Here is a 26,577-nt window from a genome sequence, read left to right as displayed (position 1 = left end):
CCTTCGCCCGGAGGTGCTATGGACAGAATGAGTTGGGATAAGTTGTTGAATACTAGTCGATTAGGTGGACGCCCCCCGAAGTCGGAACTTGGTCGTTCACCCTTCCACTCAGACCATGATAAAGTCATTTTCTCCGGTGCGTTCAGACGCCTTGCAAGAAAAACTCAGGTACATCCTCTGGCGACCAATGACCATGTACATAATCGCCTTACCCATAGTTTAGAGGTGGCTTGCGTAGGTAGGACGCTCGGGGTCCGAGTTGGGCAGGAGCTTTTGAAGGAAAAACTAATTTCTGATTTCTATTCAGCTTCGGACATTGGCGATATCGTACAGACTGCATGTCTTGCTCACGATATTGGCAACCCGCCGTTTGGACACACAGGTGAAGAGGCCATACGTCATTGGTTCACTAATGATGTAGGTGCGAAGATGATTGAGCACTTGCCTTTCAATGAAGCTACTGACTTCCGTAGATTTGAAGGGAACGCCCAAGGGTTCCGGGTGTTAACAACCTCAGAGTATCATCCGTATGATGGGGGGATGCGTCTAACTTATGCATCTTTGGGTGCTTTTATAAAGTATCCATGGATGGCACGTGATGCAGTTAATCAGTTGCGACCTATTAAAAATAAATATGGTGTTTACTGCTCGGAACTTGGTTTTTTCGATGAGGTGGCGGATGCGACGGGGTTGTTAAAGCTTGGTGATGGCTGGCGTTGCCGCCATCCATTAGCTAACTTGATGGAGATTTCAGATGACTTTTGCTACGCCATCCTTGATCTGGAGGATGGTGTGGAGATGGGTATCCTCGAATGGGATAAGGTTTTTGATATTTTGTGCCTTGTTCTGGATGAGAAGCAACGGGACCAATTGGCCAAAGAAACGCAGGGAATGAAAGTTGGGCGTAGGTTATCGATGGCTCGCGGTAAGGTTATCTCTGCATTCGTAGATGCAGGGGTGGCTGCTTTTATGGGCAATTATGATGAAATTATGGCTGGGAAGGCTCTTGGTATATTTGAACTGTGTAGCAGTAATGTGCGTGATTGCGTAAATGCTGCCAAAATTCTTGCACGCGAGGAAATTTTCCAACATCCGCGTAAAGTTGAACTTGAAATAGGTGCGTACAGCACGATATCAACGTTGTTGCAAGTTAGCTGTTCGGCTGCTCTGAGTTTTGCTAGGAATGGCGGAGTCGCTGATTCAAAGACCAAGCGGGTAGTCGATTTAATGGGGCTTGACTTGGTTGCTATAAACGCCTGCGAAAATGTTTCAAAGGACTACTCCGCGATTATGCAGGTTCTGGACTACGTGAGTGGCATGACTGATAACTACGCCATGCATTTGGCTCGACAGTTTAGTGGTATGGGCGGTGAGCGAATTTAGGTGGATTGGCTCTCGCCAATGGTGGAATGCTCAAGTTCAGCAAAGCCCTCCTTATTCTTTTTTTGATTATCAAGTTTAGTTTTCATGCCAAAATAGTTGCACTTATAACTTTTTGGCTGTTGATTTTCAAAAAATGTCATTTTTGGCTGTTTACTATAGCCACAGTTCGCTCTGGTAGCAACCGAACTTGTGCTTCTTGTAACCCAGGGCATCGGCATGCCGGGCGGTCCACGGGTACTTGAGGTAAGTGCCCAGGGTGGCGTAGGTCAGCCGGGTGCCGCCATCGAACTGGTGGTACTCGAGTTGGGTGAGCACCCGAAAGCCCTGGGCATTACCTTCGAAGTTGAGGAAGTCGGCGCGCTCGTGATCACTCATGTCGTCCAGCCAACCGCGCCCTGCGGCCTGCTGGAACCAGTGGCGGATGGCGTCTTCGCCGGAATGGCCAAACGGTGGGTTACCGATGTCATGGGCCAGGCAAGCGGACTGCACGATCATGCCCAGGTCACTGGGGCCGCACCATTCGGGCAGGCTATCGCGCAGGGTTTCGCCCACACGCATGCCAAGTGAGCGGCCAACGCAACTGACCTCCAGGGAATGGGTCAGGCGCGTGTGGATATGGTCGTTGCTGGAGACCGGATGGACTTGGGTCTTACGACCCAGGCGGCGGAATGCACCTGAGAAGATGATCCGGTCGTGGTCTTTGTGGAACGGGCTGCGTCCCAGTTCTTCGGGGCTGTACAACGCTTTGCCCAGGCGCTCTCGGGTGAGCAGGGTTTGCCAGTCCAAGGCGTGTTCTCCTGTCGATCGATGGGCGTAGCTTCAGGTGTCGGGGCAGGCTATGCAAGCGGCAAGTCAATACGGCCCTGTCGCCGCCAGGACGGCAACAGGGCCGCAGCAGGTGCCGAAGCGTTCAGGGGCGTCGCGAGCCCTGGAAGTACAGCTTCACCAGCGGCAGCAGGCTGGTGCCCAGGCGCACCAGGCGCGCCAGGTTACCACTGCGCACGCCTTTGCCGGTAAGAAAGCCCAGCGCGACGACCGCACCAATGCCCCACAGCGGTGCGTGCTTGATGCCCAGCCCGTCGTGCAGCGAGCCGCCCATGCCGCGCAAGCGCTGCAGGGGTTGCAGCAGCTGCCCCGACTCGTGACGGATCTGCTGGCGGTGCATCTCCATGCGCAGGCGCAGCAGCGCCTTGCGCAGCTCCCGTGGGTTACGCGTATTTGGCAGTTCAGGCAGGCTCATGGCGTCAGGCGCTCCCGGTCCTTGGCAAGTTCTTCGAGGGTGGCACTGAACGGCGACGACTCATCGAACACTGCAGCTTTGAGCCGTAATCCGCAGTACAGCGCGGCCAGGCCATAGAACACGCACAAGCCAACGATACCGGCCAGGCGGTAGCTGTCCCACAGCAAGACCAACAGCAGCCCCGACAAGGCGGTCAGCAGCAACAGGGCAAACACCAGGGCAAGGCCGGCGAACAGCAACAGCCTCAGGGTGCGACCTTTCTGCTCCTGCAGCTCAATGCCGAGCAGTTCGATATGGCTGTGCAGCAGCCCCAGCAGCGCTGCACCCAGGCGCTTGCCCGAGGCACTGGTGCCAATGGCTTCATTCTCCATGGGGGCTCCTCAACGCCGACTGGCCAGCAGGCCGATCAACAGGCCTACGCCTGCGGCGATACCGATGGCTTGCCAAGGGTTGTTCTGAACGTACTGCTCAGCGCTCCCCAGGGCTGCCTGGCCACGCTCGCGCACGGAGTCCTGGGTAAGCTGCAGGGTCTCCCGGGCCTGGGTCAGGCGGTCGTGGATCTGTTCGCGCAGCTCGTCAGCCTGGTCACCGGCGAGGTTGGCGGTGTCAGCCAGGAGTTTCTCGGTGTCACGCACCAAGGCCTGGAAGTCAGCCATCAAAATCTCTTGTGCAGTCTTTGCGGTTTTGCTCGCCATGTGTGGCTCTCCCTGTGTAGGTGTGTAGGTGATTCGAGTTACCCGGTTCGCTGAAGGTTCACTGCGACGCTGGTATGAGGCTTGCTAATGAAGCGTGCCACAACGCGGGGCGCAGACCGGGGCATTGCGCCAATCAAGGGCGAAAACCCCGGCGGATACGAATAAACCTTAACCCAATCCACGACAAACCCAAGAAAAAACCACGCAGGCTCCGCCCCGCTCGTTGCAGCGGGGTCGCGGCTGGCACCGATTCGGTGCAGGGATGCAGGTTTTTGAACTGTCCTGGTGCCTTTTCAGCAGGTCTGCCTATTTCATGGAAAACATGCACAGCGCGATGGACTCCCTGGTCCACGGTTCCAACACTCTGTTCATCCTTATGGGCGCCATTTTGGTGCTGGCCATGCATGCCGGTTTCGCGTTTCTGGAAGTGGGTACCGTGCGTCACAAGAACCAGGTCAATGCCTTGTCGAAAATCCTCAGCGACTTCGCCATTTCAGCGTTGGTCTACTTCTTCATCGGTTACTGGATCGCCTACGGCGTGAGTTTTTTGCATCCGGCATCGCAGCTGGCTGCCGACCATGGCTATGCGCTGGTCAAGTGCTTTTTCCTGCTCACCTTCGCCGCCGCGATCCCGGCAATTATCTCTGGCGGCATTGCCGAACGTGCGCGGTTCGTTCCGCAGTTGTGCGCCACGGCCTTGATCGTGGCATTCATCTACCCGTTCTTCGAAGGGGTGGTGTGGAATGGCAACCTCGGGATTCAGGGCTGGCTGCAGGCGCGTTTCGGTGCGCCGTTCCATGACTTTGCCGGGTCAGTGGTGGTGCATGCCATGGGCGGCTGGCTGGCTTTGGCGGCGGTGCTGCTGCTGGGCGCGCGGCGCGGGCGCTACCGTGACGGGCGGCTGGTGGCTTTTGCGCCGTCGAGCATTCCGTTCCTGGCGCTGGGCTCCTGGATTCTGATCATCGGATGGTTCGGCTTCAACGTGATGAGCGCGCAGACCCTGCAAGGCGTCAGCGGTCTGGTGGCGGTCAACTCGCTGATGGCCATGGTAGGCGGCACCCTGGCAGCGTTGCTGGCGGGCCGCAACGACCCAGGCTTCCTGCATAACGGACCTTTGGCAGGCCTGGTGGCGATTTGCGCGGGCTCTGACCTGATGCACCCGATTGGCGCGCTGGCCACCGGCCTGGTGGCGGGGGTGCTGTTTGTCTGGAGCTTCACCGCCGCACAGAACCGCTGGAAGATCGACGACGTCCTGGGCGTGTGGCCGCTGCACGGTTTATGCGGGGTATGGGGCGGTATTGCCTGTGGCATCTTTGGTCAGCTGGCGCTCGGTGGCTTGGGCGGCGTCAGTCTGGTCAGCCAGCTGTTCGGCAGCCTGGCGGGGGTGGCAGTCGCGTTGCTCGGTGGCTTCGCCGTGTATGGCCTGATCCGCGCAGTGCACGGCTTGCGCTTGAGCCATGAGCAGGAGTTCCAAGGGGCCGACCTGTCATTGCACCGTATCGGCGCCACCAGCCAGGACTGAGCAGGCGGGGTGCACGGCGTGCGGGAGGGGCCTAGAATAGGTTTCTTCCCACAGCCAAACCGAGTCCTGCCCCATGCTGCCTGAATGCCAACTCTTCGGCACTGTCGGGTGCCACTTGTGCGAAGTGGCCGAAGCCGTCCTGATGCCGTTTGTCGATCATGGTTTGCTGGTCGAACTGGTGGATATCGCCGATAGCGAGGCGCTGTTCGAGCGCTATGGCCTGATCATCCCCATACTGCGTCGCTGCGATACCGCCGCCGAACTGCACTGGCCGTTCGATGCAGAACAGGTGGTTGCCTTTCTGGGGCATTGAGGGCCCAGGGAAACATCGCCTGACTGCGTTAGCTGTGTTGCTGAACGATGATGCCGTGCTGGTCACAGCCACCACCACCTCATCATCGTTTTCGAGATTGTAGCCATGCGCATTACCCCACATTTCACCCTGCAAGAAATGATCGTTTCGCAAATCGCTTCCAGAGAAGGGCTGATCAATACACCTACGCCGCAGGTCATCACCAACCTGCACCTGTTATGCCAGGCGCTTGAGCAGGTGCGTGCGCTGTTCGCCCGGCCGGTCATCGTCAGCAGCGGCTACCGCAGCGCGGAGTTGAACGCGCGCATCGGCGGTTCGTCCCGCAGCCAGCACATGACAGGGCTGGCTGCGGATTTCGGTGTGGTGGGCATCAGCCATCGCGAGGTGGTTCATCGGATCAGTAAAAGCAATGTGGAGTTCGACCAGCTGATCCTGGAGTTCGACAGTTGGGTTCATCTCTCGGTCTCGCCCAGCGCGCCGCGCCGGGAGGTGCTGACCATTCGCAGAGGTACTGGCTATATGTCGGGGCTGAAGTGAAGGGCCGGCGAATTGACGCAGGGGCAGGTATGCTCGTATGCTGTATATAAATACAGTATAGAGATAGGTTCATGCTCAACGTCGAGCAACTCAAGTACAGCGTCAACCGCATGCCAGTGGAGCGGGTCTACGATGCGGTGCTGGAACTGCGCCTCGAAGGCCTGGTTACCGATGATCGTACGCCTTTTGGCAAAGTACATTTCAATACCTGTTTCGCCGAGATCGAGGCGCTGTTCCAGCGGGCGGGATACCACCGCGGGCTGGATGTGGTGGGTTATCAGGGTTTGCTCTACGCGCTCTACGACCCCGGGCGCTGGGAGGCCGTACAGGTACTGCGCTGGCTGAAGGCGCGCAGTGAGCGGGTAGTGCAGGCTGGCTGAGCTGTTGGGCTTGGGGGATAATACGCAGCCTTGAGTGTTCCGAGCCTGCCATGACCACGCCTTTCGATCCTGCCCACCAGCAAGCCAGCACGGTCTGCCTGCCCCCCGGCAACTGGGCAACGGTTCTCGATTGCCTGTGCGACCATTTCAAGGCCATCGAGCGTGCGCAGTGGCTCGACCGCTTTGCACGCGGCCGCGTGCTCGACGCTGCCGGCAAGGCCATCAGCGCCGATTTGCCCTACCGCCGCGGCATGCGCCTGCATTACTTTCGCGAAGTACCCAACGAACGCCCCATCCCGGTACAGGAAACCATCCTGCATGTGGACGAGCACGTGGTGGTGGCCGACAAACCCCACTTTCTGCCCGTTACGCCGACCGGCGAGTACGTCGAGCAGACACTGCTGCGCCGCTTGATTCGCCGCCTGGACAACCCGCACCTGGTGCCGCTGCACCGGATCGACCGGCATACCGCAGGCCTGGTGCTGTTTTCTGCCAACCCGCAAACGCGTAGCGCTTACCAACGGCTGTTTCCTGAACGGCGCATCGACAAGCGTTATCAAGCCATTGCCGCTGCGTTGCCCCAGCGTGAGTTTCCCCTGGTGCATACCAGCCGCTTGGTACATGGCGAACCGTTTTTCCGAATGCAGGAAGTACCGGGGGCCGACAACAGCGAAACCCTCGCCGAGGTGCTGGAGAAGAACGGTGAGCTGTGGCGCTATGGCTTATCGCCGGTGACCGGCAAGACCCACCAGTTACGCGTCCACATGGCCGCGTTGGGGGCGGCGATCTGCAATGACCCGTTCTATCCTGACTTGCGCAACGAAGAGGATGATTATCAGCGGCCGTTGAAGTTGCTGGCGCACAGTTTGCGTTTTGCTGACCCGCTGACGGGTGAGGGGCGCTATTTCGAGAGCCGTTTGAGCCTGGATTGGTAGGGCATCTGGCCTCATCGCCGGGTTACCGGCAGTGAGGCCAGGCGGCCTTAACGGTTGAAACGCTCCACCAGCGAGTACTGGCCACCCGCAGTAGTGGTCAGCTCTTCACTCAGCAGTGCCGAGTGCTGGGCCTGCTCTGCGGTCTGGTCGGCCAGTTCAGCGATGGTGCTGATGTTGCGGCTGATTTCGTCGGCCACAGCGGTCTGCTCTTCGGTGGCCGCCGCAATCTGAGTGGCCATATCGGTGATATTGGCCACGGCTTCGCTGATACCGACCAGTGCCTGGTCCGCCTGCATGACGCGGTCGACGCCTTCCTGGGCCTGGCGATGACCGGTCTCCATGGTCAGTACGGCGGTGTTGGCAGTTTGCTGCAATTTGGCGATCAGGCCATGGATTTGCCCTGTGGACTCGGCGGTACGCTGCGCCAGTTGGCGTACTTCATCGGCAACCACTGCAAAGCCGCGGCCCATTTCCCCGGCGCGGGCCGCTTCAATGGCGGCATTGAGTGCCAGCAGGTTGGTTTGGTCGGCAATGCCTTTGATCACATCGACCACGCCCCCGATCTCGTCACTGTCCTTGGCCAGTTGCGTCACAGTCTCGCCGGTTTCGCCCACGGCAGCCGAAAGGCGCTCGATGGCGTCGCGGGTTTCCCCGGCGATCTGGCGGCCTTGGCTGGTCAGGCGATTGGCTTCCTGGGTGGCGTCTGCAGTGCGCTGCACGTGGTTGGCCACTTCCTGGGTGGTGGCGGCCATCTGGTTGACGGCGGCTGCAACCTGTTCGGTTTCGACCCGCTGACGCTCCAGGCCCGAAGAGCTCTTGTGGGCCAGCACATCAGACTGCCGGGCCTGTTCGCTGAGGTGCTCGGCACTGTCCTGCAGGCGGGTCAGGCAAGTCTTCATGCGCGCGTCCTGGCTGAGCATGGCCATTTCCAGGCGTGCCTGGACGCCGCGGCTGTCGGTGTACATCTGTGCGATCAGCGGGTCGGAGGTGGTCTGCTCAGCCAGGCGCAGCAAGCGCTTGAGGCCGCGTTGCTGCCAGCCCAGGCCGAGCAGGCCCAGGGGCACTGACAGGGCGGCGGCCAGGGCGAAGCCCCAGGAGTGGCCCAGCCAGTTGCCAATCAGGAAGCCAATCTGGCTGACCAGGATGAAGGGCAGCCAGTCCTGCAGCACCGGCAGCCACTTGTCACGGCGCGGAATGGCGGTCTTGCCCTGATTGATACGCTGGTACAGGGCTTCGGCGCGGCGGATCTGCTCGGCGGTAGGCTTGACCCGCACCGACTCGAAACCGACCACCTGGTTGTTGTCGAAAATCGGGGTGACGTAGGCGTTGACCCAGTAATGGTCGCCCGATTTGCAGCGGTTCTTGACGATGCCCATCCAGGGCTGGCCTTGCTTGAGGGTTTGCCACATATGGGCGAACACCGCCGATGGCACATCGGGATGGCGCACCAGGTTGTGCGGCGCGTCAGTCAGCTCCTCGCGGGTGAAACCGCTGATCTCGATGAAGGCATCGTTGCAGTAGGTGATCACACCCTTGGCATTGGTGGTGGAGATCAACCGTTGGTGGGCAGGGAAAGTCCGTTCTCTCTGGGTAATCGGCTGGTTGTTACGCATGGGCTGAGTAATCCGCAAGGCTTTCCACAGGTATCGGCAAGCCAGTGTTTTTATTGAATGAATATTTAACTTGCTTGATCTGGGGCAATAGCTAGCCACCGGCGTTGCGTTAGCAGCACCGTCCATTTACTGATGTAGGCGTCATTGTGACCGTTTTTTTGCTAACGCATGACGTAGAAGTCAGATCATGACTCATCGGCTGGCCAAGAGCCAGCCTCTGGTCGTGGAAGCGGGGCGCAAGGCGCCCCGGGTCATTGCAATCAGCTGGCAATCAACTGACGCAAGACGTAGTGCAGAATCCCGCCCGACTTGAAGTACTCCACTTCATTGACGGTATCGATGCGGCACAGCACTTCGATTTCCTGCTGCTGCCCATCCTCGCGGGTAATCCGCAGTGGCAAGCTCATGCCCGGTTTCAGTTGCACGCCCGCCAGCCCCAGCACATCGATGCGTTCCTTGCCGGTCAGCCCCAGCTGCTTGCGATCATTCCCGGCCTTGAATTGCAACGGCAGCACGCCCATGCCCACCAGGTTGGAGCGGTGGATGCGCTCGAAGCTCTCGGCCAGCACCGCCTTGACCCCCAGCAGGTTGGTGCCTTTGGCGGCCCAGTCGCGGCTTGAACCGGTGCCATACTCCTGCCCGGCGATCACCACCAGCGGTGTGCCTTCAGCCTGATAGCGCATGGCCGCATCATAGATCGACAGCTTCTCGCCTGTGGGCACGTACAGCGTATTACCGCCTTCCTCGCCGGCGAGCATCTCGTTGCGGATGCGAATATTGGCGAATGTGCCGCGCATCATCACCTCATGGTTGCCGCGCCGCGAACCGTAGGAGTTGAAGTCACGGGGTTCAACGCCTTTGTCGCGCAGGTAGCGCCCGGCCGGGCTGTCGGCCTTGATGTTACCGGCCGGGGAGATGTGGTCGGTGGTGACCGAGTCACCAAGCAGGGCGAGGATGCGCGCGCCCTGTATGTTCTCGATCTGGGGCAGCGGGCCGCCGATGTCGTCGAAGAAGGGCGGGTGCTGGATGTAGGTGGAGTCGTCCTGCCACACATAGGTGGCGGCCTGCGGCACCTCGATGGCTTGCCACTGGGCGTCGCCAGCAAACACTTCGGCGTATTCCTTGTGGAACATGGCGGTGTCGACCTTGGCCACCGCCTCGGCAATTTCCTGCTGGCTGGGCCAGATGTCGCGCAGGTACACCGGCTGCCCGTCCTTGCCGGTGCCCAGCGGGTCCTGGGTCAGGTCCAGGCGCACGGTGCCAGCCAGGGCGTAGGCCACCACCAGGGGGGGCGATGCCAGCCAGTTGGTCTTGACCAGTGGGTGGACCCGGCCTTCGAAGTTGCGGTTGCCCGAAAGCACCGAGGCCACGGTAAGGTCGGCGCTGCTGATGGCTTTCTCGACGGCTTCGTCCAGTGGCCCGGAGTTGCCGATGCATGTGGTGCAGCCATAGCCGACCAGGTCGAAACCGAGTTCGTCCAGGTAGCGGGTGAGCCCGGCAGCATTGTAATAGTCGGTGACCACCTTGGAGCCTGGGGCCAGTGAGCTTTTGACCCATGGTTTGCGTTGCAGGCCTTTTTCGAGGGCTTTCTTGGCGACCAGGCCAGCCGCCATCATCACGCTGGGGTTGGAGGTGTTGGTGCAGGAGGTGATCGCGGCGATCACCACGGCGCCATCGCGCAAGGTGTAGGTCTTGCCTTGATGGCTGTAGTCGATCTCGCCCGCCTGGTCGGCATTACCGACTGCCACGCCACCGCCGCCTTCGCTTTCCAGGCGGCCGACTTCTTTGGCCAGTGGCTTGGGTTGCAGCTCGATGAAGTGGTCGAAGGCCTGGCTGACCTGGCCCAGGGCGACCCGGTCCTGAGGCCGCTTCGGCCCGGCCAGGCTCGCTTCGACCTGGCCCATGTCCAGGGCCAGGGTGTCGCTGAACAGCGGCTCCTGGCCTGGCAGGCGCCACAGGCCTTGCGCCTTGCAGTACTGCTCGACCAGTTGCACGGTCTCGCTGGGGCGGCCCGACAGGCGCAAATAGTCGAGCGTCACCTCATCGACCGGGAAAAAGCCGCAGGTGGCGCCATATTCTGGCGCCATGTTGGCAATGGTGGCGCGGTCGGCCAGGGGCAGGTCGGCCAGGCCGTCACCGTAGAACTCGACGAACTTGCCCACCACGCCTTTCTTGCGCAGCATCTGGGTCACGGTCAGCACCAGGTCGGTGGCCGTGATGCCCTCGCGCAGCTTGCCGGTGAGCTTGAAGCCGATCACTTCCGGGATCAGCATCGATACTGGCTGGCCGAGCATGGCGGCTTCCGCCTCGATGCCGCCCACGCCCCAGCCGAGCACGCCCAGGCCGTTGATCATGGTGGTGTGTGAATCGGTGCCGACCAGGGTATCGGGGAAGGCATAGGTGCGGCCGTCTGCTTCGCGGGTCCACACGGTGCGCCCAAGGTACTCCAGGTTGACCTGGTGGCAAATGCCGGTCCCCGGCGGCACCACACGGAAATTGTCGAACGCGCTCTGGCCCCAGCGCAGGAAGGCGTAACGTTCGCCGTTGCGCTGCATTTCGATATCGACGTTCTCACTGAACGCCTGGGGTGTGGCGTAGCGGTCGACCATCACGGAGTGGTCGATCACCAGGTCCACCGGGGACAGCGGGTTGATCCGCTGTGGGTCGCCGCCGGCCTTGGCCATTGCCGCGCGCATGGCCGCCAGGTCGACCACCGCTGGTACGCCGGTGAAGTCCTGCATCAGTACTCGCGCCGGGCGGTACTGGATTTCGCGATCGGAGCGACGCTCCTGTAGCCAGCCGGCCAGGGCGCGCAGGTCTTCGCCCTTGACGGTTTCTCCGTCTTCCCAGCGCAGCAGGTTTTCCAGCAGCACCTTGAGCGACATGGGCAGGCGCTGCAGGTCGCCAAGCTGCCGGGCAGCTTCGGGGAGGCTGAAATAGTGGTAGGTGTGATCGGCTACCTTGAGGGTTTTGAGGGTGTTCAGGCTATCGAGCGAGGGCATTGCCTACTCCTTTTGCACCGGTGCCCGGCATTTGCTGGAAGGATGCCGGTATCACCGCTCTGTTTCGGCCCGCACGGTACGGACCTGGCTGAATGGTCAGGTTAGACCGGTTTGGCGGCCCTGACCCTATTCTGGACCGGCGGGGCATGTCGCAGGTTCCGATCTTCCTTTATCATCGCCGCCCTGCCGGCGCCCTTGGCGCGCCAGCCGTAGTGGAGTGAGAGATGAATACCCTGTTCATGCATTGCCGGCCCCGGTTCGAGGGCGAGGTGTGCGCCGAGATCAGCGAACATGCCGCGCGCCTGGGTGTTGCTGGCTATGCCAAAGGCAAGCCGCAGAGTGCCTGCGCCGAGTTTGTCTGTGCCGATGCCGAAGGTGCCGAACGGTTGATGGCGCAACTGCGCTTTGCGCAGCTGATCTTCCCGCGGCAGTGGGCGCGTGGCAGTTACATCGAGTTACCGGAAAGCGATCGCATCAGTGTGTTGCTTGAACACCTGGCGGGGCAGCCGGTGTTTGGCAGCCTGTGGCTTGAGGTGCTCGACAGCAATGAGGGCAAGGAGCTGTCGACGTTCTGCCGTAAATTCGAGGTGCCATTGCGCAAGGCGTTGGAAAAGAGCGGGCGGCTGGTCGACAACGCGAGTTTGCCTCGGTTGTTGCTGACCTTCATCAGCGGCCGGCGGGTTTTTGCGGGCGTGGCCGAGGCGAACAACAGCGCGCTGTGGCCGATGGGTATCCCCCGTTTGAAGTTTCCGCGGGAGGCGCCGAGTCGCTCGACCCTCAAGCTTGAGGAGGCCTGGCACCAGTTCATCCCGCGCGAGCAGTGGGAACAGCGCCTGGGTGACGACATGACCGGGGTGGACCTGGGGGCTTCGCCGGGTGGTTGGACTTACCAGCTGGTGCGTCGAGGCATGCTGGTGACGGCTATCGACAATGGCCCTATGGCCGAGAGCCTGATGGACACGGGGCTTGTGCAGCACTTGATGGCCGATGGTTTTACCTGGCAGCCGAAGCAGCCGGTGGACTGGATGGTCTGTGACATCGTCGAGAAGCCGGCGCGCACGACGTCATTGATCGAGACGTGGCTGGGGGAGGGGTTGTGCCGTGAGGCGGTGGTCAACCTGAAGTTGCCGATGAAGCAGCGTTACGCTGAAGTACGGCGGTTGCTGGATCGCATGGAGGCGACGTTCAAGGCGCGTAAAGTCAGGGTGTCGATTGCCTGTAAACAGCTGTATCACGACCGTGAGGAAGTGACGTGCCATTTACGCAGGCTGGACCTGAAACCACGTTAAAGCGAAGCCCTGGCGCTTTTGCTTTTGCTTTTGCTTTTGCTTTTGCTTCTAAGCGCACGGTAGATCAGGCGCCGCCGATTGCGACTTCAGGAGGCCGAGCGCAGGTCTTGCGGAGGGAGGTGACGGGCATGGATGCCCGTCAAGCGCTGCGGCCCAGGAGGGGCCGTTCAGCGCGGTCCTCCCGGGAGCAAGACCGGAGCGAGGGAACCCCGGAGCGCAGCGTAGGGGCCGGATGATGGGAGCGGGCGGTTTTTGGTTACTTTTTGCCAAGACAAAAAGTAACCCGCCGTAAGGGCGGAAAGGTGAATCAGCGCCTCCATGGCAAATGGATATTCACCTGATCCGAAAGCCAAAGCTCCCGAATTCCAAGCCCCGAGACTTGAGCCTGGGGCCCATGAATGGGTGCTGATGTACTGGAACATATCCATTTGCCAAGGCGACATTGATTCACCTTTCCGCCCTTACGGCGGGTCACTTTTTGTCAAACGCGACAAAAAGTAACCAAAAAACGCTGGCTCCTATCATCCGGCCCCTACGCTGCGCTTCGGGGTTCCCTCGCTCCGGTCTTGCTCCCGAGAGGACCGCGCTGAACGGCCCATCCTGGGCCGCAGCGCTTGACGGGCATCCATGCCCGTCACCTCCCTCCGCAAGACCTGCGCTCGGCCTCCTGAAGTCGCAATCGGCGGCGTTTGAACTATCGCGCGCTAGAAGCAAAGGCAAGAGCAGGAGCAACAGCAACAGCAACAGCAACAGCAACAGCAACAGCAACAGCAACAGCAACAGCAACAGCAACAGCAACAGCGGTGGGTATGGGTATTGGTGTGTGGGGCGTGATGGGCCACAATAGCGATCATTTGCGGAGCCCCTCATGACTGACTTCACCCCCGACGCCATCCTCGATGCCTCCGGCCTGAACTGCCCGGAACCAGTGATGATGCTGCACCAGCACGTGCGCAACCTGGCTGCTGGCGGCCTGCTCAAGGTCATCGCCACCGATCCCTCGACCCGCCGTGACATCCCCAAGTTCTGTAACTTCCTCGGCCACGAGCTCCTGCAGCAGCAGGAAGAGGCCGGCACCTACCTGTACTGGATCCGCAAGAAAGCCGACTGAGCCGCGCTGGATCAGGCCGCGCGTAGCGCCTACACTGCGTTCCCCAGACAGGAGAGCGCCATGCTGATAGTTGCCGACGAGAATATCCCGCTGCTCGATGCCTTCTTCCAAGGCTTCGGCGAGATTCGCCGTTACCCAGGCAGGAGCCTCGACCCCGCCAGCGTCAAAGAGGCCGACATACTGCTGGTGCGCTCGGTGACTAAAGTCGACCGCCAACTGCTCGAAGGCAGCAACGTCCGCTTTGTCGGCACCTGCACCATCGGCACCGATCACCTAGACCTGGACTACCTCGCCGAAGCCGGCATTCAATGGAGCAGCGCCCCAGGCTGCAACGCCCGCGGCGTCGTCGACTACGTGCTCGGCAGCGTGTTGACCCTGGCTGACCTGGACGGCGTCGCCCTGCCTCAACGCACCTACGGTGTGGTTGGCGCCGGTGAGGTCGGTGGCCGGCTGGTGCGCGTGTTGCACGGCCTGGGCTGGAAGGTGCTGGTCTGCGACCCTCTGCGCCAAGCCAACGAAGGCGGCGACTTCGTCAGCCTCGAAACAGTCCTCGAACACTGCGATGTGATCAGCCTGCATACCCCCTTGCAGCGTGGCGGTGAATACCCCACCTGGCACCTGCTAGGTCACGCACAACTGGCCCGCCTGCGCCCCGGTGCATGGCTGATCAACGCCAGCCGCGGCCCGGTGGTAGACAATACGGCGCTGCGCGAACTGCTGCTGGACCGCGAAGATGTGCACGCAGTGCTTGACGTTTGGGAAGGTGAACCCCAGGTCGATCTGCAACTGGCCGACCTTTGCACCCTGGCCACACCGCACATCGCGGGCTACAGCCTGGATGGCCGCCAGCGCGGCACGGCGCAGATCTACCAGGCGGTGTGCCGCTTCCTCGGCGAGGCCGAGCGCGTGCAACTGGCCGACCTGCTGCCCCGGCCACCCCTGGCGCAGATCGAACTCGATGGCGCAGCCGACCTCGACTGGGCGTTGGCGACGTTGTGCCGGGCGGTGTATGACCCGCGTCGCGACGATGCCGATTTTCGCCGTAGCCTGAGCGAGGAGGTGGACGAACAGCGCGCAGCGTTCGACCAGTTGCGCAAGCACTATCCGCCACGGCGCGAAATCGAAGGGCTGAAGGTGCGCTTGCACGGCGAAGCGCCGCAACTGGCGCAGATGGTCAGTGCCCTGGGCGGGACCGTGGTCTGACGCAGTCAAACCTGAAGCAGGCCGCCAACCAACAGGCCAATAAAAACCCGGCGCAAGCGCCGGGTTGCAATCAATTCTGCACTTAGCCCTTGTGCACTTTTGCCACCCGGCTGTCTTCCAGGGCCTTGCAGGCCTGTTGGATCATCTGCTCGGTGATGGGCACTTCACGGCCTTGGGCGTCGATGATCGAGCCACAAACTTCAGGTTGCGCGTGATGCTGGGGTTTAGGGGTATCGCTGGCATGCTGCAAGCTCATGTCCTGTCTCCTCGTCAGGTCCGATATCAAGGTAAACCTGTGCCGTGACTGGCCCGTGACAGTGGCTCTTGTAATGTCACGACACAAATAGTCCATCAGAAAGCGCTGCAAATCTCCAGAGCGCCGTTAGAACGATGGGCTATAGCCACTGCCAGGCCGGATGAATGGTAGGCTGCAGGTTCCCTGTCGCTGTGGTCATCGTCATGCCCGAACCGGTTTCCCCTCGCCAGCGTCGCGCCTTGCGCCTCGGCTGGCAGTTCATGCGTCCCTACCGTCGGCAAGCGCTACTGGCTTTGCTGGCACTGGTGGTGACCGCCGCCATTACCTTGTCCATGGGGCAGGGCATTCGCCTGCTGGTGGACCAGGGGTTCATGACCCGCTCCGCGCATCAGTTGAACCAGACCATCGGCTTGTTCCTGATCCTGGTGCTTGCCCTTGCGGTAGGTACTTTCAGCCGGTTCTACCTGGTGTCCTGGATCGGTGAGCGTTGCGTTGCCGATATCCGCCGCGCTGTGTTCGACCATCTGATCGGGCTGCACCCAGGCTTTTTCGAGGACAACCGCAGCTCGGAAATCCAGTCGCGGCTGACCGCCGACACTACGTTGCTGCAGTCGGTGATCGGCTCATCGTTGTCGATGTTCCTGCGCAATGCCCTGATGGTGCTAGGTGGGGTGGTGCTGCTGTTCATCACCAACCCCAAACTCACCAGCATCGTGGTGGTGGCACTGCCGCTGGTGCTGGCGCCGATCCTGCTGTTCGGGCGACGCGTGCGCAGCCTGTCGCGGCAGAGCCAGGACCGGGTGGCGGATGTGGGCAGCTACGTGGCCGAAACCCTCGGGCAAATCAAGACCGTGCAGGCGTATAACCACCAGGCGCGGGATCGCGCACTGTTCGCCGACACGGTCGAGGCGGCATTCACCGTTGCCCGGCGCCGCATTGCCCAACGCGCCTGGCTGATCACCCTGGTCATCGTGCTGGTGCTGGGCGCGGTAGGGGTGATGCTGTGGGTAGGGGGCATGGACGTGATTGCCGGGCGCATCTCAGCCGGCGAGCTGGCGGCGTTCGTTTTCTACAGCTTGATCGTCGGCAGTGCGTGCGGCACCCTCAGCGAGGTGATCGGTGAGTTGCAGCGTGCTGCAGGCGCGGCCGAGCGCATCGCCGAGCTGCTGGCTGCGCGCAGTGCGATTCTGGCGCCTGACGAGGTGCCTGAGAACCGGCAGCGGGCCGTTGGACGCATTGAGCTTGAGCAGGTGGCATTTGCTTACCCGTCGAGGCCGTCAGTAGCGGCTATCGATCATTTGAGCCTGGTGATCGAACCAGGCCAGACGGTGGCGCTGGTTGGCCCATCGGGTGCGGGCAAGTCAACCCTGTTCGACTTGCTGCTGCGCTTCTACGACCCCCAGCACGGGCGCATCCTCCTGGATGGGCGGCCCATCGACACCCTGGCGCTGGCAGACCTGCGCCGCCAGTTTGCATTGGTGGCACAGACCCCGTCCCTGTTTCGGGGCAGTGTCGAAGCCAACATCCGCTACGGCCGGCCCGAGGCGACCCTGGCCGAGGTCGAGGCGGCGGCGCGAGGGGCGCACGCGGACGCATTCATTCGCCAGTTGCCGGAAGGCTACCAGACGGTCCTGGGGGAGGGCGGTATCGGCCTGTCGGGCGGGCAGCGTCAGCGTCTGGCGATTGCCCGTGCGCTGCTGGTGGACGCACCGATCCTGTTGCTTGACGAGGCCACCAGTGCACTCGATGCGCAAAGCGAGCACCTGATCCAGCAGGCGCTGCCCCGCTTGATGGCCGGCCGCACCACGCTGGTCATCGCACATCGCCTGGCCACGGTGCAACACGCCGACCGGATTGCCGTGATTGACAAGGGGCAACTGGTGGCAGTGGGCACCCATCGCCAGCTGATTGAAGAAAGCCCGCTGTATGCCCGCCTGGCCGCACTGCAGTTCACCACCCATTAGTCTGTCCCGTGGCTGTAACATTTCTGTAGCAATTGCTTGAGACTATCTATTTCAACTGTTGCGTAAGTGCTCGACCTCGCTGCTATCGATCGATGGCAGCTTTTTTTTGCCTGCGAACGAGGACATGGATGTCTGTCGCAGCGCTGCCAACGGCGCGCTGTTTCCTTTCTCCTTGTTCCGAGATCCGCGATGTTGCGTAAATCCCTCAGAGTGCAAATTCTCACCCTGCTTGGCGGCAGCCTGGCGGCGATGTTGCTGATCGCGCTGGTGTGCTTCCAGTTTCTATCCTCCAGCGTGCGCAGCTACGCCGAGCTGGTGGAGGGGCCGCTGCGGGCCTCGCAGTTGATCGACGAGGCCAACCTGCAATTCAAGATCCAGGTGCAGGAATGGAAGAACGTGTTGCTGCGTGGCCGCCAGCCGGCCGAGTTGGACAAATACTGGCAGCAGTTTCAGGCCCGCGAGCAACAGGTTCAGCAATTGCTCGGGCAACTGATCGACAGCAGCGATGCCACGCTCAAGGCGCCCTTGCAGCAGTTGCGTGACAGCCACCGGCAACTGGGCGTTGCCTATGCACAAGGGCGTGAGGCGTTTCTGGCCGCCGGTGGTGATCCAGCGGCGGGCGACCAGGCGGTCAAAGGGGTTGACCGCGCCGCCGGCGAGCAAATGAGTGTGTTGGTCGAACAGCTACGGGCCGAGGCCCGTACGCGCGCTGGCAGCATCAGTGCCAGCGCCGAGCGCACGGTGTGGCTGGGCGTGCTGGTGATGCTGGGGTCGGCGCTGCTGGTAGGCGTACTGAGTCTGTGGCGGGTGAACCGCAGCTTGATCGACCCGATTCGCCAGTTGATCGAATACGTTGCGCAGTTGAGCCAGGGCCACTTTGCCGCACGGGTCGACAGCCATCGAGAGGATGAGCTGGGCCGGCTGGCGTCTGCGGCCAATACGTTGCGCGACTTCCTGGCGGAAACCATCGGCCGCCTCAAGGACAATGCCCAGGAGCTGGAGGGCGCCAGCGGCCAGTTGCGCACCCTCGCCAGTGGCATGGCGCGAGGTTCCCATGACCAGTTCCAGCGCACCGACCAGGTGGCCACGGCCATGCACGAGATGTCCGCCACCGCCCAGGAGGTGGCGCGCCATGCCGCCGAGGCCGCCCGCGCGGCCGACGATGCCGACCACAACGCTCAGGCGGGCGAGCAGGTCATGCAGCAAACGATCGATATCATTGCCAGGGTCAACCGCGAAATCGCAGATACAGCCGCAGTGATCCGGCATCTGGAGAGCGACAGTTCGCGCATCGGCAAGGTCTTGGAAGTGATCCGTGGCATTGCCGAGCAGACCAACTTGCTGGCGCTCAACGCGGCCATCGAAGCGGCCCGTGCCGGTGAAGCTGGGCGCGGCTTTGCGGTGGTGGCTGATGAGGTGCGCAGCCTGGCCCAGCGTACGGCGGCCTCGATCGCCGAAATCCATCAGATCATTGAGGCGGTGCAGTCTGGCGCGGTAGAGGCGGTGAAGGCCATCGAAAGCGGCCAACGGCGTAGCGAGGAAGGGGCTGAGCAGGTGCAGCAGGCCGGGCAGATGCTGCAGCGTATCACCACAGCCGTCGAGGCCATCCGCGACATGAACCGGCAGATCGCCACCGCGGCTGAAGAGCAGACCAGCGTGGCCGAAGACATTTCGTGCAACCTGATCGAGATTACCCGCATTGCCACCGCCAACCAGGAAGCGGTGCACCATACCGAACAAGCCGGCCAGCGCCTGCACGGGTTGTCGGGGCAGCTGGGTGAAGTAACCTCGCGGTTGACCGCATAGTGCTTGCCGGCCTCCATTCAGAGGCCGGTCCAGGTTCCACGCATTTTCCAGGCGCAACAAAAAGCCCGCACAAGGCGGGCTTTTGAGGATTTGGTCGGAGAGACAGGATTCGAACCTGCGGCCTTCTCGTCCCGAACGAGACGCGCTACCTGGCTGCGCTACACTCCGATGAACAAAATCCTACTGCATCGTTTTTTTGAGCGCAAGCCCTTTTAACAACAAGGGCTTACGTTCAAAACAGGGGCTCGATCAGAGCTCCTTGACGGTACGCACCTGATCTTTGTTCAGGCGCGTGCGCTTGCCATCGAGTTGCTCGAATTCGTAGAAGCCGGAGTCCTCGTCATAAGAGGGGGTGTCCACTGCCTGGATCTCGCGGCCGTCATTCAGGGTAATCACGGTCGGCGAAGCGCAACCGGCGAGGGCGCCAAGGCCCAGGGCAAGCAGAAAGGCGGGAAGGGTCCGTTGAATCATCATGTTTCTCCAGTGCGATGGTGCTAGATGACCTTTATGACGCAGGGCTTCTGCGCAAGTTCCTTTGCAGTGCAGCATAGCGCGATTCGCTGCGTATTGATCCAGGTCTGCCAAGGCTGCCTTGAAGTGGGCTGTGATATAAATGCGAGCATCCTCTTTTCCTGCGATGGACACTCATGAAAGCCAAGGCAGATACCCCCTTCGTGGCGCTGAACATTGCCGTGCTGACGGTCAGCGATACCCGCACCTTTGAAAACGATACGTCCGGGCAGATGTTCGTGGACCGTCTGACAGCCGCAGGCCACCGGCTGGCGGCACGAGTGCTGCTCAAGGACGACCTGTACAAGATTCGCGCCCAGGTCGCGACGTGGATTGCCGACGACAGCGTGCAGGTTGTGTTGATTACCGGTGGTACCGGGTTCACGGGTCGCGACAGCACACCCGAAGCGGTCGCTTGCCTGCTGGACAAGCAGGTCGAGGGCTTCGGCGAACTGTTTCGGCAGATTTCAATAGCCGACATCGGGACCTCCACTGTGCAGTCGCGAGCGTTGGCAGGCCTGGCCAATGGCACCCTGGTTTGCTGCCTGCCGGGCTCGACCAATGCTGTGCGCACTGGCTGGGACGGCATCCTCGCCGAACAGCTGGATGCCCGCCATCGCCCTTGCAATTTCGTCCCCCATCTGAAGCAGGCAGCGGCCTGCGAAAGCCGTGGTTGAGGCATCGTCGGCCCGGCCGCTGATGCCGGTGGAGGAAGCCCTGGAGCGCTTGCTGGCGTTGGCCGAAGCGGCTCCGATCAAGGACATCGAGCGCGTGTCGTTGGCTGAAGCCGAGGGCCGCGTGCTTGCCACCGACCTGGTCGCCTCGCTCGACCTGCCGCCCTGGCCGAACAGTGCCATGGACGGCTACGCGCTGCGCCTGGCGGACTGGCAGGGCGAGCCGCTGGTGGTCAGCCAGCGCATTTTTGCCGGGCACGCGCCCGACGCCCTGCAGCCTGGCACCTGCGCCAGGATCTTTACTGGGGCGCCACTGCCCGCTGGTGCCGACTGTGTCGAGATGCAGGAAAACACCGCGGTACTGGACGATGGCCGGGTGCGCTTTCTCGAACCCCTCAAGGTGGATCAGAATGTGCGCCCGCAGGGTCAGGAAACCCGCAAAGGTGAGCAGGTCATGTGTGCGGGCACGCGGCTGGGGCCCATTGAGCTGGGCCTGGCTGCCACACTGGGCTATGCCGAAGTGGACGTGGTACGACGGGTACGGGTGGCGGTGCTGTCCACCGGCGACGAACTGGTCGAGCCTGGCCAGCCGCTGGGCCCGGGGCAGATCTACAACAGCAACCGGCGCCTGCTGGTCAGTTGGCTGCAGCGCCTGGGTTGTGAAGTGCGTGACAGTGGCATCCTGCCCGATGACCTGGCGCGTACCCGCGAATGCCTGGCCAGCCTGGGCGATGTCGACCTGATACTGTCCACTGGCGGCGTGTCCGTGGGAGAGGCCGACTACCTCGGTGCGGCGCTGCGCGAAGCGGGTGAGCTGGCGCTGTGGAAGCTTGCGATCAAACCGGGCAAGCCGCTGACCTTCGGCCATTACCACGGTGTGCCGGTGATTGGCCTACCAGGTAACCCGGCGTCGACCCTGGTTACCTTCGGCCTGCTCACGCGCCCCTACCTGTTACGCCGTCAAGGTGTGGTCGAGGTCACGCCGCTGCGGTTCGACGTGCCGGCAGGGTTCGACTGGCCCAAGGCAGGCACCCGGCGTGAATACCTGCGCGCACGGATCGACAATGGCCAGGTACGCATCTACAAGAACCAGAGTTCGGGTGTGCTGCGCAGCGCCGCCTGGGCTGAGGGCCTGGTCGAGGTGCGCGAAGGCAGCACGCCGAAGACCGGAGACAGCGTGCCGTTCATACCGTTGAGCGAACTACTTGGCTGACCGCCCGACCCAGGCACCGCGCGGTTGTGTGGCGGTGGCGGTGGCCGCCTGGGTCAGCCGCATGTGCACGTTTTCCAGTTGTTGGGCGGCCACGCTCCAGTCGTGACGTTGCCGGGTAAACTGGCGGCCGGCTTCGCTCAGTTGGCACATGCGCCAGGGTTGGTTCAGCAACTGCGTGATCAGCAGTGCCAACTGGTCGCCGTCATCGCTGCCCAGGTAATGTTCGCCATTGTTCACGGCAAGGCCGGAAACGCCCTTGCCGGTGGTAATCACCGGCAGCCCGGCGGCCATCGCTTCGAGAATTTTCACCTTCGAACCGCCAGCGTAGCGCAGCGGTGCAAAGAACAGCGCTGAGCGGCGCTGCAGTTCGCGCAGGTCAGGACGATAGCCGAGCCATTCGATACGGGGATCGTTCCAGTGCAGCTTCCAGCTGGCAGGCATGGCGTGCCCGGCAATGGCCAGGCGCACGGCCGGGTTGCTCATCCATACTTGCGGCAGGATTTCTTCCAGCGCCCACTCGATGGCTTCCAGGTTGGCGCCGTACTCGAAATTGCCGACGAACAGCAATCGCTGGCTGTGCAGGGCGGGGCGTACGTCCTGGTAGTAAGCGCAATCCACCCCATTGACCACCACGTTGACCGGGCGCCCGCTGATCTGGCTGATCAGCTCAGCGTCATGGGCACTGACCGCCACCACTTCACTGGGTTGGCACAGTACGCGTTGTTCCCAGCGGCGGTAGCGCCAGCGGTCGAACGCGTTGAGTGGGCGCAGCCACAGCGGCAGGCGGTCATGGCAGGCCGCACCCATCACCGATTCGAGGGTGTGCTCGCTGAGCATGTACGGCAAGCCACGGGCCTGCAGCGCCTTTTCGAACGGCTGGAAGCTGTAGCTGTGCTCGATTTGGATGACGTCCCAAGGCTCGTCCAGCAATTGCTCGAAACGGTGGCGCAGGCAAGGTGCCAAGCCATTGATGATCGCCCGCATGGGGTAGTCGATGATCGGCGAAGCCAACAGGTTGAGCGGGCTGTGCAGGGCGCGCCGGGGTAGCACGATCAAGCGCTCTACCAGGGGGGTGAGGGCTTCGCGGGTCGCATCGCTCAAGGGGATTTTGGTCTGCACCAACAAGGTGATCCGGTGGCCATGTTGCGCAAGGGCGCGCAGCAGATGGTATTGCCGGGCCTTGCAACCACTGGTGGTGGGCCACGGCAGATAGGGCAGTGTCCAGAGAATGCGCATGAGCCGGAATCCTCGTTAAAGGCCGCGGACAAAAAACGCGCCCTTGGCAGCCAGCCGATTGCTGCTGCCGGTACGCGTCCGTAGCTAACAGTAAAGCGCACGATGGCGCCTTCGCCCAGGTGATTGCGGGCTTGTTGGTACGATTTTCGTCAAAAAATCGTCTTGTTTGAATGATTGACCTAAAACAGCCAAAGAGTTGTCGAGCATGGAGGGTCTGGAAAGGGCGCTTTTGCTTGAACAGGCAGACCCATGACCTGGCGGTGCTTAAAATCCTTGCGTCATGCAGCATTCTGCCGCTGCCAGTGGTCGAGATCTGCACTGGTTGTCCCGATGGAGAAGCGTGATGCGCAAGGCGATATTGATCCTGCATGGCAAGCAGGCGATGAACGAAGAGGTGCGCAAGGCCGTGCTCGCGCAGCGCGAACAGGGCTGGACGCTGGACGTGCGGGTGACCTGGGAGGCGGGCGATGCTCAGCGGCTGGTCAGCGAAGCGCTGGGGGCCGACTATACGCACGTGGTTGCCGGTGGCGGGGACGGAACCTTGCGCGAAGTGGCTGAAGCCATGGGGCAGGCGGGCACCGAGGCCAGCCTGGCGCTGCTTCCGTTGGGCACAGCCAATGATTTTGCCAGGGCCGCCGGCGTTTCGCTGCAGCCTGCGCAGGCGTTGGCTCTGCTAGAGGTGCCGGCACGGCCGATCGATCTCGGGCGGGTGGGTGAGCAACTGTTTCTGAACATGGCCACCGGCGGCTTTGGCAGCCAGGTCACGGCCAGCACCTCTGAAGACCTGAAGAAAGTGCTGGGCGGTGCGGCCTACCTGTTCACCGGCCTGTCCCGCTTCAGCGAGCTGCAGGCGGCGTCGGTGGAGGTGGCCGGTCCGGACTTCCATTGGCAAGGCGAGCTGCTGGCACTGGGCATCGGCAACGGCCGCCAGGCCGGTGGCGGGCAGGTGTTGTGCCCTGAGGCGAGGGTGGACGATGGCTTGCTTGACGTGGCGATCCTGCCGGCACCGCAGCAGGTAGTGGGGGCTCTGCGTGACCTGCTGGGCGGTGAGGGGCTGTTTGTACGCGCGCGCGTGCCGTGGGTTGAAGTCAAGAGCACGCAAGGCCTGGACATGAACCTCGACGGTGAGCCGCTGCAGGCCGAAAGCCTGCGTTTTGATGTTCGCCCTGGCGCGTTGCGCCTGCACCTGCCGGCCGACTCGCCGCTGCTCAGTCGTCCAGGCTGATGATCTTTTCGCGCACGGCAAACAGCACCAGACCGGCAACGTCGTAGATCTGCAGACGCTTCATGATCTGTGAGCGGTGGGTTTCGACGGTCTTGATCGACAGGCCCAGGCCCGTGGCGATCTCGCGGGTGGACTTGCCGCGTACGATCAGGCGCAGGATTTCCAGTTGTCGCGCCGTCAGGTTGTGCCGCTCGGTATCCGGTTGTTTACCGTGCTGGGCGCGCATGAGTGCCTGGTTGATCACCGTGTGGGCGATGGCCGGGCTGAGGTAGCGCTCGCCGGTGCGCAGGGCGGCAAGCGCCTGCTCCAGTTCGGTGGCAGTGGCATCCTTGAGCAGATAGCCATGGGCGCCGCTCTCCAGGGCCCGCATGATCAACTCCGGGTCGGTGTGCATCGACAGGATCAGCACCTTGCACGTGTTGCCCGTGGCGCGCAGCAGGGTGAGGGCGTCGAGGCCACTGGTGGTGCGCATGGAAATGTCCAGCAGGACAATGTCCGGGTGCAGTTGCTGAACATGCTCGAGCAGCTGACCACCATCGTCGGCCTCGCCAACGACGGTGTAGCCGGGGATATCGGACACCAGGGCACGGACCCCGGCACGGATCAGCGAGTGGTCATCCACCAGCAGCAATCTACAGGTCATCGGGAAACAGGCGTCCTGGCACGTTCATGGGTGCGTGGTGGCCACGGGAACAGCACAACGATTCGGGTGCCCAGGCCAGGCTGGCTGACGATCTCCAGGCTGCCCTGCAGGGCAGTGGCACGTTCCTGCATGCCGGCCATGCCCCGTTGGCCTGCCACGGCCGGGTTGGCCGCCGGCGTGAATCCCTGGCCATCATCTTCGATCGACAACGTTAGGCCGGCGGCGCTGCGCTGCAGGCGGATGGTCAGGTTACGCGCCTGGGCATGGCGCAGCATGTTGGTGACAGCCTCCTGGGTGATGCGGAAGGCGGCCATGGCCACCTCCTCGCAGATCCCGCCCAGGCGTTGGTTGCATTCCAGGCTCCAGTGCACATCGGAGTTTGCCAGCGTACGCACCAGGTGAGCGCGCAGGCTGGCTTCCAGGCCAAGGCTGGCCAACTGGCGCGGGTTGAGAATGGCGGAGACGTCACGGACTTTGCCCAGGGTGTCTTCCAAGGTGCCGCGTAAGGTCCCGAAATGCGCTTGCAAGTCGTCGGGGACACGGCGTTGCAGCCATTCCACCTGGAGTTTGGCGGCGGTCAGCAACTGGCCGATGTCGTCGTGCAGTTCACGGCTCAGGTGCTGGCGTTCGCTTTCCTGAACCTTGAGCATGCGGTCGGCCAGTTCCGCCGGGCGCATGCTGATCGACTTGGCGCCGTGCCTGAGGTGCCAGGCGACCCCGAGCATGGCCACCAGCTGCAGCAGTAGCAGGCTGGCCGGCATCGCGTTGCCCTGCACCAGCAGCAACAGATTGGCAACCAGCGAGCCCACGCACAGCAATGCCGTCGCCCAGCGCAGCAGGGTAGCGCGAGAACGGCAGCGCAAAGGGGTCTTCAAGCGTGGGAACATAAATTGGGAAGCCACTGAAGTCTTGCTGATGGAGGCCTTGCACATGTTTTGCCAGAGGCTTTGGCGTCGTGCTTTCAATTAATCGCCGAGCGGATGAGTAAGCGTTCTGTATACGGTCGGCCGGTATTTGTTAGTGCGCATGGTAACACCTCGGACCGGTTTGGTCGCGGCTGGGCAATGCTTTGAAACCTCGGAATCTGCGGGTGGAACACGACTTTTTGGCGACGGCAATGGCTATCAAAGTGATGTCACTTAGTCCAACGGTGGGCGGCCCATTTCAACTTGGGATTGTCATGGGTCAACTGCAGGTGCCTGAACTAACAGCTGTTCACAAGTTCGACCTGGGTGCGGCATTTAATACGCACTTAGTTGGATTGCCGCCCCGCTAATGTGCCTGGTTGGGCAGGCTGGGCGTGGCGCCCTGTGGCAGGCTCTGGTGAGGATGATCGCAGCGGTTGCCCTGTTCGTGGCACGGCGCACACGTTTGCGGCACCGGTTGATCCAGCACGGTGGCCAGTTCGGTCAGCAGCGCGACTTGCTCGCTGGTGTCCAGCGCCAGGCGGCCGGTCTGGGCGTCGACCAGCTCCAGCTGCCAGGCCAGCAGGGTCAGGCAGGCATCCAGCGCCGGCAAGGCCTTGCTGTGCAGGTGCTGGCGTTGGCAGGCCGGTGCCAGCAACTGCTGCAGCACGGTGCAGTAGTGAGCGACTTCAAGCAGGCCCAGGCCGCTGGCGCGACGTGCCAGGGTATCGAGGGTGTGGCTGAGGCAATGACAGGCGTCCGGGTCATTGGCGATCAACTCCAGGTGCTGCAGGCATTCCTGGCACTGGGTCAGCAAGACCTGAGCATCCAGCAGAAATTCCTGCAGGGCGCCGCTCTTTGGGACTGTGCTGTCCATCAAGACACTCCAGTGCGCAGGGCAGGAGCAGAAAATGGGCACGCC

Annotated in this window: 25 protein-coding genes, 1 tRNA gene and 2 pseudogenes; 15 read left to right on the top strand and 13 right to left on the bottom strand. The window is 62.0% G+C overall.

The features are described 5' to 3' along the window. Window positions 1-18 precede the first annotated feature (18 nt). The gene (locus L6D80_RS13405; RefSeq protein WP_028699746.1) at window positions 19-1,383 is read left to right on the top strand and encodes a deoxyguanosinetriphosphate triphosphohydrolase; all 1,365 of its coding nucleotides are present in this window, start codon (window positions 19-21) and stop codon (window positions 1,381-1,383) included. A gap of 162 nt (window positions 1,384-1,545) precedes the next feature. Here the strand turns inward: L6D80_RS13405 and dgt are convergent. The 4 genes and pseudogenes from dgt to L6D80_RS13385 form a co-directional block, all read right to left on the bottom strand. Further along, a pseudogene (dgt, locus tag L6D80_RS13400) lies at window positions 1,546-2,169 on the bottom strand (dGTP triphosphohydrolase); the annotation flags it as partial. 124 nt (window positions 2,170-2,293) lie between these two features. Continuing rightward, entirely contained in the window at window positions 2,294-2,623 is a 330-nt protein-coding gene (locus tag L6D80_RS13395; protein WP_054902317.1) for a hypothetical protein, read from the bottom strand. Further along, the gene (locus L6D80_RS13390; RefSeq protein ID WP_054902316.1) at window positions 2,620-2,994 is read right to left on the bottom strand and encodes a phage holin family protein; all 375 of its coding nucleotides are present in this window, start codon (window positions 2,992-2,994) and stop codon (window positions 2,620-2,622) included. The genes L6D80_RS13395 and L6D80_RS13390 overlap by 4 nt, the downstream gene beginning before the upstream one ends. Before the next feature lie 9 nt (window positions 2,995-3,003). Further along, window positions 3,004-3,318 (bottom strand): ElaB/YgaM/YqjD family protein, encoded by a 315-nt coding sequence (locus L6D80_RS13385; protein ID WP_054902315.1) that lies wholly within the window; start codon window positions 3,316-3,318, stop codon window positions 3,004-3,006. 313 nt (window positions 3,319-3,631) lie between these two features. Between L6D80_RS13385 and L6D80_RS13380 the strand changes: the two genes are divergently transcribed. The 5 genes from L6D80_RS13380 (at window position 3,632) to L6D80_RS13360 (ending at window position 7,005) form a co-directional block, all read left to right on the top strand. After that, window positions 3,632-4,840, top strand: coding sequence for an ammonium transporter (locus L6D80_RS13380; RefSeq protein ID WP_054902379.1), 1,209 nt, complete (start codon window positions 3,632-3,634; stop codon window positions 4,838-4,840). A gap of 73 nt (window positions 4,841-4,913) precedes the next feature. Beyond that, window positions 4,914-5,153, top strand: coding sequence for a glutaredoxin family protein (locus L6D80_RS13375; protein ID WP_176514604.1), 240 nt, complete (start codon window positions 4,914-4,916; stop codon window positions 5,151-5,153). Between the two features lie 105 nt (window positions 5,154-5,258). Beyond that, entirely contained in the window at window positions 5,259-5,690 is a 432-nt protein-coding gene (locus tag L6D80_RS13370) for a D-Ala-D-Ala carboxypeptidase family metallohydrolase (protein WP_054902313.1), read from the top strand. Between the two features lie 71 nt (window positions 5,691-5,761). Further along, window positions 5,762-6,070, top strand: coding sequence for a transcriptional regulator (locus L6D80_RS13365; protein ID WP_176514602.1), 309 nt, complete (start codon window positions 5,762-5,764; stop codon window positions 6,068-6,070). Window positions 6,071-6,120: 50 nt separating this feature from the next. Next, entirely contained in the window at window positions 6,121-7,005 is an 885-nt protein-coding gene (locus L6D80_RS13360; protein WP_176514600.1) for a pseudouridine synthase, read from the top strand. 47 nt (window positions 7,006-7,052) lie between these two features. Here L6D80_RS13360 and L6D80_RS13355 read toward each other — a convergent pair whose 3' ends face one another. Both L6D80_RS13355 and acnA read right to left on the bottom strand, forming a co-directional pair. After that, window positions 7,053-8,618, bottom strand: coding sequence for a methyl-accepting chemotaxis protein (locus L6D80_RS13355; protein WP_054902310.1), 1,566 nt, complete (start codon window positions 8,616-8,618; stop codon window positions 7,053-7,055). 260 nt (window positions 8,619-8,878) lie between these two features. Beyond that, window positions 8,879-11,620, bottom strand: a complete 2,742-nt coding sequence (gene acnA / locus L6D80_RS13350) for an aconitate hydratase AcnA (RefSeq protein WP_054902309.1) — start codon at window positions 11,618-11,620, stop codon at window positions 8,879-8,881. Window positions 11,621-11,844: 224 nt separating this feature from the next. On the opposite strand from acnA, the gene rlmM reads away from it, so the two are divergent. From rlmM to pdxB, 3 genes are all read left to right on the top strand, one after another. Then, the gene (gene rlmM / locus L6D80_RS13345; RefSeq protein WP_176514598.1) at window positions 11,845-12,909 is read left to right on the top strand and encodes a 23S rRNA (cytidine(2498)-2'-O)-methyltransferase RlmM; all 1,065 of its coding nucleotides are present in this window, start codon (window positions 11,845-11,847) and stop codon (window positions 12,907-12,909) included. Window positions 12,910-13,777: 868 nt separating this feature from the next. Beyond that, on the top strand, window positions 13,778-14,020 hold the full coding sequence (gene tusA / locus L6D80_RS13340) for a sulfurtransferase TusA (protein ID WP_054903113.1): 243 nt from the start codon (window positions 13,778-13,780) through the stop codon (window positions 14,018-14,020). Between the two features lie 60 nt (window positions 14,021-14,080). Next, complete coding sequence (gene pdxB / locus L6D80_RS13335) at window positions 14,081-15,223, top strand: 4-phosphoerythronate dehydrogenase PdxB (RefSeq protein WP_054903112.1); 1,143 nt, start codon at window positions 14,081-14,083, stop codon at window positions 15,221-15,223. An 82-nt stretch (window positions 15,224-15,305) separates the two neighbouring features. Here the strand turns inward: pdxB and L6D80_RS13330 are convergent, their stop codons facing one another. Continuing rightward, window positions 15,306-15,479 (bottom strand): PA1571 family protein, encoded by a 174-nt coding sequence (locus tag L6D80_RS13330; RefSeq protein ID WP_176514596.1) that lies wholly within the window; start codon window positions 15,477-15,479, stop codon window positions 15,306-15,308. Window positions 15,480-15,682: 203 nt separating this feature from the next. Here L6D80_RS13330 and L6D80_RS13325 point away from each other — a divergent pair, with 203 nt between their 5' ends. The 3 genes and pseudogenes from L6D80_RS13325 to L6D80_RS30300 all read left to right on the top strand — a co-directional run bounded on the left by L6D80_RS13325 (window position 15,683) and on the right by L6D80_RS30300 (window position 19,249). Next, on the top strand, window positions 15,683-17,443 hold the full coding sequence (locus tag L6D80_RS13325; RefSeq protein ID WP_176514594.1) for an ABC transporter transmembrane domain-containing protein: 1,761 nt from the start codon (window positions 15,683-15,685) through the stop codon (window positions 17,441-17,443). A gap of 189 nt (window positions 17,444-17,632) precedes the next feature. Then, a pseudogene (locus L6D80_RS30305) lies at window positions 17,633-18,364 on the top strand (HAMP domain-containing protein); the annotation flags it as partial. A 117-nt stretch (window positions 18,365-18,481) separates the two neighbouring features. Continuing rightward, window positions 18,482-19,249 (top strand): methyl-accepting chemotaxis protein, encoded by a 768-nt coding sequence (locus tag L6D80_RS30300; RefSeq protein ID WP_371263321.1) that lies wholly within the window; start codon window positions 18,482-18,484, stop codon window positions 19,247-19,249. A gap of 91 nt (window positions 19,250-19,340) precedes the next feature. On the opposite strand, the gene L6D80_RS13315 is transcribed toward L6D80_RS30300, so the two are convergent. Further along, window positions 19,341-19,417 (bottom strand) — tRNA-Pro (locus L6D80_RS13315). A gap of 81 nt (window positions 19,418-19,498) precedes the next feature. After that, window positions 19,499-19,720 carry a YgdI/YgdR family lipoprotein gene (locus L6D80_RS13310; RefSeq protein ID WP_054903110.1) on the bottom strand — a complete coding sequence of 74 codons (222 nt, stop codon included), beginning with the start codon at window positions 19,718-19,720 and terminating at the stop codon, window positions 19,499-19,501. A 176-nt stretch (window positions 19,721-19,896) separates the two neighbouring features. On the opposite strand from L6D80_RS13310, the gene moaB reads away from it, so the two are divergent. Further along, a complete protein-coding gene (gene moaB / locus L6D80_RS13305) occupies window positions 19,897-20,436 on the top strand; it encodes a molybdenum cofactor biosynthesis protein B (RefSeq protein WP_054903109.1) in 540 nt (179 codons plus the stop codon). Window positions 20,437-20,458: 22 nt separating this feature from the next. Then, window positions 20,459-21,646, top strand: coding sequence for a molybdopterin molybdotransferase MoeA (locus L6D80_RS13300; protein ID WP_176514621.1), 1,188 nt, complete (start codon window positions 20,459-20,461; stop codon window positions 21,644-21,646). Here the strand turns inward: L6D80_RS13300 and L6D80_RS13295 are convergent. Further along, the gene (locus L6D80_RS13295) at window positions 21,635-22,882 is read right to left on the bottom strand and encodes a glycosyltransferase family 4 protein (protein WP_176514590.1); all 1,248 of its coding nucleotides are present in this window, start codon (window positions 22,880-22,882) and stop codon (window positions 21,635-21,637) included. The two genes, L6D80_RS13300 and L6D80_RS13295, sit on opposite strands and share 12 nt — an antisense overlap. Window positions 22,883-23,225: 343 nt before the next feature. Between L6D80_RS13295 and yegS the strand changes: the two genes are divergently transcribed. Beyond that, complete coding sequence (gene yegS / locus L6D80_RS13290; RefSeq protein ID WP_176514588.1) at window positions 23,226-24,107, top strand: lipid kinase YegS; 882 nt, start codon at window positions 23,226-23,228, stop codon at window positions 24,105-24,107. On the opposite strand, the gene L6D80_RS13285 is transcribed toward yegS, so the two are convergent. The 3 genes from L6D80_RS13285 to L6D80_RS13275 form a co-directional block, all read right to left on the bottom strand. Then, window positions 24,091-24,750, bottom strand: coding sequence for a response regulator (locus L6D80_RS13285; protein WP_054903105.1), 660 nt, complete (start codon window positions 24,748-24,750; stop codon window positions 24,091-24,093). The genes yegS and L6D80_RS13285 overlap by 17 nt on opposite strands. Then, window positions 24,747-25,637: a sensor histidine kinase gene (locus tag L6D80_RS13280; protein ID WP_176514619.1), complete on the bottom strand. Its 891-nt coding sequence runs from the start codon at window positions 25,635-25,637 to the stop codon at window positions 24,747-24,749. Before L6D80_RS13280 ends, L6D80_RS13285 begins: the two co-directional genes overlap by 4 nt. A gap of 385 nt (window positions 25,638-26,022) precedes the next feature. Beyond that, window positions 26,023-26,532: a hypothetical protein gene (locus L6D80_RS13275; protein ID WP_054903104.1), complete on the bottom strand. Its 510-nt coding sequence runs from the start codon at window positions 26,530-26,532 to the stop codon at window positions 26,023-26,025. Window positions 26,533-26,577 lie beyond the last annotated feature (45 nt).

This window comes from Pseudomonas ceruminis (assembly GCF_021602025.1).
GTDB classification, from domain to species: Bacteria; Pseudomonadota; Gammaproteobacteria; order Pseudomonadales; family Pseudomonadaceae; genus Aquipseudomonas; species Aquipseudomonas ceruminis.
Note: the sequence above shows the minus strand (reverse complement) of the source record. Positions and strands in the feature narration are given on the sequence as shown.

Coding starts and splice junctions, on each gene's coding strand:
- L6D80_RS13405 (WP_028699746.1), top strand. CDS start 19: ATGGACAGAATGAGTTGGGATAAGTTGTTGAATACTAGTCGATTAGGT.
- L6D80_RS13395 (WP_054902317.1), bottom strand. CDS start 2,623: ATGAGCCTGCCTGAACTGCCAAATACGCGTAACCCACGGGAGCTGCGC.
- L6D80_RS13390 (WP_054902316.1), bottom strand. CDS start 2,994: ATGGAGAATGAAGCCATTGGCACCAGTGCCTCGGGCAAGCGCCTGGGT.
- L6D80_RS13385 (WP_054902315.1), bottom strand. CDS start 3,318: ATGGCGAGCAAAACCGCAAAGACTGCACAAGAGATTTTGATGGCTGAC.
- L6D80_RS13380 (WP_054902379.1), top strand. CDS start 3,632: ATGGAAAACATGCACAGCGCGATGGACTCCCTGGTCCACGGTTCCAAC.
- L6D80_RS13375 (WP_176514604.1), top strand. CDS start 4,914: ATGCTGCCTGAATGCCAACTCTTCGGCACTGTCGGGTGCCACTTGTGC.
- L6D80_RS13370 (WP_054902313.1), top strand. CDS start 5,259: ATGCGCATTACCCCACATTTCACCCTGCAAGAAATGATCGTTTCGCAA.
- L6D80_RS13365 (WP_176514602.1), top strand. CDS start 5,762: ATGCTCAACGTCGAGCAACTCAAGTACAGCGTCAACCGCATGCCAGTG.
- L6D80_RS13360 (WP_176514600.1), top strand. CDS start 6,121: ATGACCACGCCTTTCGATCCTGCCCACCAGCAAGCCAGCACGGTCTGC.
- L6D80_RS13355 (WP_054902310.1), bottom strand. CDS start 8,618: ATGCGTAACAACCAGCCGATTACCCAGAGAGAACGGACTTTCCCTGCC.
- acnA (WP_054902309.1), bottom strand. CDS start 11,620: ATGCCCTCGCTCGATAGCCTGAACACCCTCAAAACCCTCAAGGTAGCC.
- rlmM (WP_176514598.1), top strand. CDS start 11,845: ATGAATACCCTGTTCATGCATTGCCGGCCCCGGTTCGAGGGCGAGGTG.
- tusA (WP_054903113.1), top strand. CDS start 13,778: ATGACTGACTTCACCCCCGACGCCATCCTCGATGCCTCCGGCCTGAAC.
- pdxB (WP_054903112.1), top strand. CDS start 14,081: ATGCTGATAGTTGCCGACGAGAATATCCCGCTGCTCGATGCCTTCTTC.
- L6D80_RS13330 (WP_176514596.1), bottom strand. CDS start 15,479: ATGAGCTTGCAGCATGCCAGCGATACCCCTAAACCCCAGCATCACGCG.
- L6D80_RS13325 (WP_176514594.1), top strand. CDS start 15,683: ATGCCCGAACCGGTTTCCCCTCGCCAGCGTCGCGCCTTGCGCCTCGGC.
- L6D80_RS30300 (WP_371263321.1), top strand. CDS start 18,482: ATGGCGCGAGGTTCCCATGACCAGTTCCAGCGCACCGACCAGGTGGCC.
- L6D80_RS13310 (WP_054903110.1), bottom strand. CDS start 19,720: ATGATTCAACGGACCCTTCCCGCCTTTCTGCTTGCCCTGGGCCTTGGC.
- moaB (WP_054903109.1), top strand. CDS start 19,897: ATGAAAGCCAAGGCAGATACCCCCTTCGTGGCGCTGAACATTGCCGTG.
- L6D80_RS13300 (WP_176514621.1), top strand. CDS start 20,459: ATGCCGGTGGAGGAAGCCCTGGAGCGCTTGCTGGCGTTGGCCGAAGCG.
- L6D80_RS13295 (WP_176514590.1), bottom strand. CDS start 22,882: ATGCGCATTCTCTGGACACTGCCCTATCTGCCGTGGCCCACCACCAGT.
- yegS (WP_176514588.1), top strand. CDS start 23,226: ATGCGCAAGGCGATATTGATCCTGCATGGCAAGCAGGCGATGAACGAA.
- L6D80_RS13285 (WP_054903105.1), bottom strand. CDS start 24,750: ATGACCTGTAGATTGCTGCTGGTGGATGACCACTCGCTGATCCGTGCC.
- L6D80_RS13280 (WP_176514619.1), bottom strand. CDS start 25,637: ATGTTCCCACGCTTGAAGACCCCTTTGCGCTGCCGTTCTCGCGCTACC.
- L6D80_RS13275 (WP_054903104.1), bottom strand. CDS start 26,532: ATGGACAGCACAGTCCCAAAGAGCGGCGCCCTGCAGGAATTTCTGCTG.